Origin of the sequence: uncultured Maricaulis sp. (assembly GCF_963976135.1) — a bacterium.
Classification (GTDB): domain Bacteria; phylum Pseudomonadota; class Alphaproteobacteria; order Caulobacterales; family Maricaulaceae; genus Maricaulis.
This window is the reverse complement of the sequence record NZ_CAXBKN010000139.1, coordinates 1-5,271: the sequence shown is the minus strand read 5'-3', so window position 1 is coordinate 5,271 and position 5,271 is coordinate 1. Positions and strand designations below refer to the sequence as shown.

Below are 5,271 nucleotides of genomic sequence, written 5' to 3'. Positions count from 1 at the left end.
CCCATCAGGCCGGACGGGACCTGCCCGGTCAGAATGACCATCGGAACTGAGTCCATATAGGCATTGGCGATGCCGGTCAGGAGATTGGTGGCACCCGGCCCCGAGGTGGCCAGGCAGACGCCCGCCTTGCCGGTGATGCGGGCCTGGGCGTCGGCGGCAAAGGCGGCCGCCTGTTCATGGCGGACCAGAACATGGCTCAGGCTCGAGCCGGTCAGGGCGTCATAGACGGGCATGATCGCGCCGCCCGGATAACCGAAGATCCGGGTCACGCCGAGTTTCTCCAGCGTCCGCACCACCAGGTGCGCACCCGTATTACGGGCGCGTTCCTGGGGGGCGGTTTCGGTCTTTGGCAAGGTCGACAGCATGGTCATTTTCAGGTCCAGACAGGGGTGTTCAGGTGTTGGAGCCGGCTTGCAGCCACGGCATTTCGGCGCGCAGTGCGGCCCCGGTTTTTTCGATCGGATGGTCGAGATCCTTGCGCAGCAGGGCGTTGTATTGCGGCTTGCCGGCCTGGTTCTCCATGATCCAGTCGCGGGCAAATGTGCCGTCCTGGATGTCGGTGAGAACTTCCTTCATCCGTGCCTTGGTCTCGGCATTGATGACGCGAGGGCCCGAGCGCAGATCGCCATAGATCGCGGTTTCCGAGATGAATTCATGCATTTTGGCGAGCCCGCCCTCATAGAGCAGGTCAACGATCAGCTTGAGCTCATGCATGCATTCAAAATAGGCGACTTCCGGCTGGTATCCGGCCTCGGTCAGCGTCTCATAGCCGGCCAGGACCAGTTCGGTGGCGCCGCCGCACAGAACGGCCTGTTCGCCGAACAGGTCGGTTTCGGTCTCTTCGGCGAAGCTGGTTTCGATCACCCCGGCTGTGGAGCCGCCGATACAGGCGGTATAGCTCAGGGCGCGGTCCCTGGCGGTGCCGGTGGCGTCCTGATGGATGGCGAACAGGCAGGGCACACCGCGGCCACGTTCGAATTCGCGGCGGACGAGATCGCCAGGACCCTTTGGAGCAACGAGGATGATGTCGACCCCCTCCGGAGCCTGGATGCGGCCGTAATGCACGGTGAAACCATGCGCGAACAGGACGGCATCACCGGCACTGATATTCGGCGCGATCTCGTCGCGGAAAATGGCTTCATGCGTCATGTCGGGCGTCAGAATGGCGATCAGCGAAGCGGCTTTGGCGGCTTCGGCGATCGGTGCGGTGCGCAGGCCATCGGCCTTGGCGCGGATATCGCCCTTGCCGCCGGGGCGGACGCCGACGATCACATCGCAGCCGCTATCCTTCATGTTCAGCGCATGGGCGCGGCCCTGGCTGCCATAGCCGATGACGGCGACAGGCCGGGACTTGAAATCGGCCGTGTCGATCTCGAACGCCATGCGGCGGGTCGGTGTCTGAGGGGTGGTCATGCGCTTCTCTCCTGGGTGGTCTCGGATTGCTCAAAGGATGGTGTGGTGGTGGATTGGATCGTCACGGCTCCCTGGGAGGCCGATGAAACGAGGCGGGAATATTTAGTGAAGACGCCGCCCATCGGATTGGGCAGGGGCGGGGTCCAGTTTTTGCGGCGGGCATCCAGATCGGCATCGCAGTCAATGCGGCGGGCGGCGACATCGATGCGGATCGTGTCGCCCTCATGGATCAGGCCGATGGCGCCGCCCGCGACGCTCTCCGGGCAGACATGACCGATGACGAAACCCTTGGAGGCGCCGGAGAAGCGGCCATCCGTGATCAGGGCGACATGTTCGCTCAAGCCCTGGCCGACCAGGGCGCCGGTGATGCCCAGCATTTCGCGCATGCCGGGACCGCCGCGCGGCCCCTCATTGCGGATGATGATGACATCGCCGCGCTTGACACGATTATGCTCGACGGCGTCGAAGGCATCTTCCTCGCGTTCGAAAACGCGGGCCGGGCCCTCGAAACGGGTATGGGAGTGGCCGGACAGTTTCAGCACTGAGCCCTGGCTCGCCAGATCGCCATAGAGGATGCGGAAGCCGCCATCGGGTTTGACGGGATCGGCGACGGTGCGCACGACGCGCTGGCCAGGCGATTCAACGGCGCTGGCAAATTCCTCGAACAGGGTCTTGCCGGTCACGGTCGGCGCATCGACCAGGCGGCCACCCTCCATCAGGCGCTGTCCGAACAGGCGTGTACCGCCCGCCAGGAAGAGGTGATGCGCCAGAAAGCGCCCGCCCGGCTTCAGGTCGGTGATGACCGGTGCCGTTGCAGACACTTCATCGAAGACATCGATGGAGAAGGGCACGCCTGCCTCCGCTGCGATGGCGGCGAGATGCAGGATGGCATTGGTCGAGCCGCCACTGGCCGAGGCCGCAATGGCACCATTGCGCAGCGATGTTTCGGTGATGAAGCTGCGGGGGCGCGTACCGGATTTCACCAGATCGACCACCAGTCGGCCGCAACGCGCGGCGGCGTCTGCCTTGTCGGGGTGGGGTGCGGGAATGTCGTTGGCACCCATCGGCGACAGGCCCATGATCGACAGGATCATCGCCATCGTATTGGCGGTGAACTGGCCGCCGCAGGCACCGGCCCCGGGGCAGGCGGATTTCTCGACTTCGGCCAGTCCGGCATCGTCGAGCGCGCCGCAGGCATGGGCGCCGACGGCCTCGAACACATCCTGGATCGACAAATCCTTGTCGCCCTGGCGGCCTGGCATGATCGTGCCGCCATAGAGGATGCAGCCGGGGATATCCATCCGCGCCAGCGCCATGGCGGCGGCCGGAATGGTCTTGTCGCAGCCAACCAGCACGATCAGCCCGTCCAACGAGTGACCGCGAACGGCCAGCTCGATCGAGTCGGCGATGACTTCGCGCGAGATCAGCGAGGCGCGCATGCCCTGCGTGCCCATCGAGATGCCGTCGGAAACGACGATGGTGTTGAAATCGACCGGCACACCGCCAGCCTCGCGGATCGCATCGCGCACCGGGGCGGCCAGCTCGGCCAGGTGCATATTGCAGGGCGTCACCGTGGTCCAGGTATTGACCACCGCGATCATCGGCTTGTCGAAATCGGCGTCCGACATGCCGGTTGCACGCAGCATGGCGCGAGCCGGAGCGCGCGCGGCGCCGAGCGTGATGGTGTCAGAAGTCTTTGGTCGTTCGGTCGACATCGGAATTTCCCGTGCGACAGACACGAAAAACCCCGCTCCGGGTTCCGGGAGCGGGGTTTTTCATGTCTGCCGAGCTTGTGTTTGCTAGCTGGCAGGCGCGGAAACCGCTCCCGTTATGGAGGTAAGAATAAGTACAAGTACGAGGAGGAGTGCGCTGACGAGCACCCGCGCGTCCGGCAGGACGGCGGCCGATGAAATCGGCTGATGGGTGACGTTGTTACGCATGACGCGGGCAATTCCTGACTTGTGTTGCAGTGCAAGGTGACGTGGCCTTGCCGCGATGGCAAGCAGAAATGTGCACTAAATGTGCGTTCGGGCTCTGGCCGGGGTCAAATGCGGCAATAAATTGCCCGGATCGACACTTCTATAGTGGCGGCATTGTGGCTTGAGCCGGGCAGGCCTTGCTGCAAAAGCGGGCATGCCTGCCCGATTCCGGGCGCTGGCGGGCGAGTCTCAGCGAATGCGATGAATCCGGTTGACCTCCGTGTGAGCAGCTGCAGCAATTTGACGGCGGCATTCCTGTTGTCGCGACTCTGTGGATTGACTTGCTGGCGGCGGCCGACGCCAGCACTTTCTTTTGCGGCAGAAAATTGCGCTACAGGGACAAAAAACAACAAATCGAGAGAGAATCTGCGGAATTTTTTCAATTCGGATAAATTTGTTGCATCGCAACATTTCCCGATCTAGCCTTCAGATATCAAGAGGCGCACCAACGCGCCCGACCACAGATCGCACATATGGGATCCGTCATTGCCGATCGGCGATGCGGATCATGGGTAGATGCCCGGCACACGCCGGGCCCGGGCCGCACGGCCCAGAACGACCCGAGATCCAAGAGAAATTTTCGTTCTGCCATGGGGCAGGCCGGTCACCGGCGTGAATCTGTCGCGCCTGATCGGGAATTTCACACCTGAAAAGGGGGATCGCCATGCGTGGCAAGAAACTGAAATACGGAGCGATGGCCGCCATCGGTTGCGCGGCGCTTGGCGCCAGCCTGGCCATCACAACCCCGGCCGCGGCCGAGGTCAGCGAAGAGACCGCCTTTGTCTTCAACACCCTGTTATTTCTGATTGGCGGCTTTCTCGTCATGCTGATGGCGGCCGGTTTCGCCATGCTTGAGGTCGGTTTTGTCCGCACCAAGCACGCGGCCGCGATCTGCCTCAAGAATATCGCGCTCTACGCCATTGCCGGGGTGATGTTCTACCTCGCCGGTTACCAGGTCATGTATGGCGGCGAGACCGCCTATTTTGGCATGCCCGCGATCTGGAGCCCGTCCGAACTGACCGGCGATGCCGAGATCGATCTTTCGACCGGCTATGCCTCGGCTTCCGACTGGTTCTTCCAGATGGTGTTCGTGGCCACGACCGCATCGATCGTCTCCGGCGCCGTCGCCGAGCGGGTCAAGATCGGGCCCTTCTTCCTGTTTGTTGTCGTGCTAACGGCCGCGATCTACCCGATCCAGGGCTCCTGGGAATGGGGCGGCGGCTGGCTTGATGCCCAGTTCGGCTTCTCCGACTTCGCCGGTTCGACGCTGGTTCACTCGACCGGTGGCTGGGCCGCCCTGGCCGGTGCCATCCTGCTGGGTGCCCGTTCGGGACGCTTCGGACCCAATTCCAGCCCGATGCAGCCCTCTTCGCTGCCGCTGGCGACCCTGGGCACATTCCTGCTCTGGTTCGGCTGGTTCGGCTTTAACGGCGCCTCCCAGCTGGCGCTCGGCTCGGCGGCCGATGCGGTCGCCATCTCCCAGGTCTTCGCCAATACCAATATGGCGGCAGCCGGCGGTGTGGTGACGGCCTATGTGCTCTCTTTGATCCTCGGACGCGGCAAGGCCAATCTCGCCTATTGCCTCAACGGGGCCCTGGCCGGCCTGGTCTCGATCACCGCCGAACCGCTCACCCCGACCATCATGGATGCGATCCTGATCGGTGCGGTCGGTGCCGTCATCGCCACCTTCGGTGCCAAACTGCTCGAACTGGTCCGGATCGATGATGTCGTCGGTGCCATCCCGGTCCACCTGTTCGCTGGCATCTGGGGCACGATGGCCGTGCCGCTGACCAATAGCGATGCCAGCTTCTACGGCCAGGCCGTCGGTGTCGGCGCCATCGGTGCCTTCGTCTTCACCGCCAGCTTCGCTGTCTGGCTG

5 protein-coding genes are annotated in these 5,271 nt (G+C 63.5%); 1 reads left to right on the top strand and 4 read right to left on the bottom strand.

Going from position 1 to position 5,271, the window contains the following annotated elements:
- The 4 genes from AAC023_RS13535 to AAC023_RS13520 all read right to left on the bottom strand — a co-directional run.
- A partial coding sequence (locus AAC023_RS13535; RefSeq protein ID WP_339741726.1) for a thiamine pyrophosphate-binding protein occupies positions 1-371 on the bottom strand: 371 nt, incomplete at its 3' end.
- Positions 372-393: 22 nt separating this feature from the next.
- A complete protein-coding gene (gene ilvC, locus AAC023_RS13530) occupies positions 394-1,383 on the bottom strand; it encodes a ketol-acid reductoisomerase (protein ID WP_339741727.1) in 990 nt (329 codons plus the stop codon).
- A gap of 26 nt (positions 1,384-1,409) precedes the next feature.
- Positions 1,410-3,128: a dihydroxy-acid dehydratase gene (locus tag AAC023_RS13525; protein WP_339741725.1), complete on the bottom strand. Its 1,719-nt coding sequence runs from the start codon at positions 3,126-3,128 to the stop codon at positions 1,410-1,412.
- Between the two features lie 329 nt (positions 3,129-3,457).
- Positions 3,458-3,775, bottom strand: coding sequence for a hypothetical protein (locus AAC023_RS13520; RefSeq protein WP_339741724.1), 318 nt, complete (start codon positions 3,773-3,775; stop codon positions 3,458-3,460).
- Positions 3,776-4,056: 281 nt separating this feature from the next.
- Here AAC023_RS13520 and AAC023_RS13515 point away from each other — a divergent pair.
- Positions 4,057-5,271 (top strand): ammonium transporter (locus AAC023_RS13515; protein WP_339741723.1); only part of this gene is annotated, 1,215 nt, incomplete at its 3' end.

Excerpts from the sequence above, each read along its gene's own strand:
- ilvC (WP_339741727.1), bottom strand. The coding sequence starts at position 1,383 with ATGGCGTTCGAGATCGACACGGCCGATTTCAAGTCCCGGCCTGTCGCC.
- AAC023_RS13525 (WP_339741725.1), bottom strand. The coding sequence starts at position 3,128 with ATGTCGACCGAACGACCAAAGACTTCTGACACCATCACGCTCGGCGCC.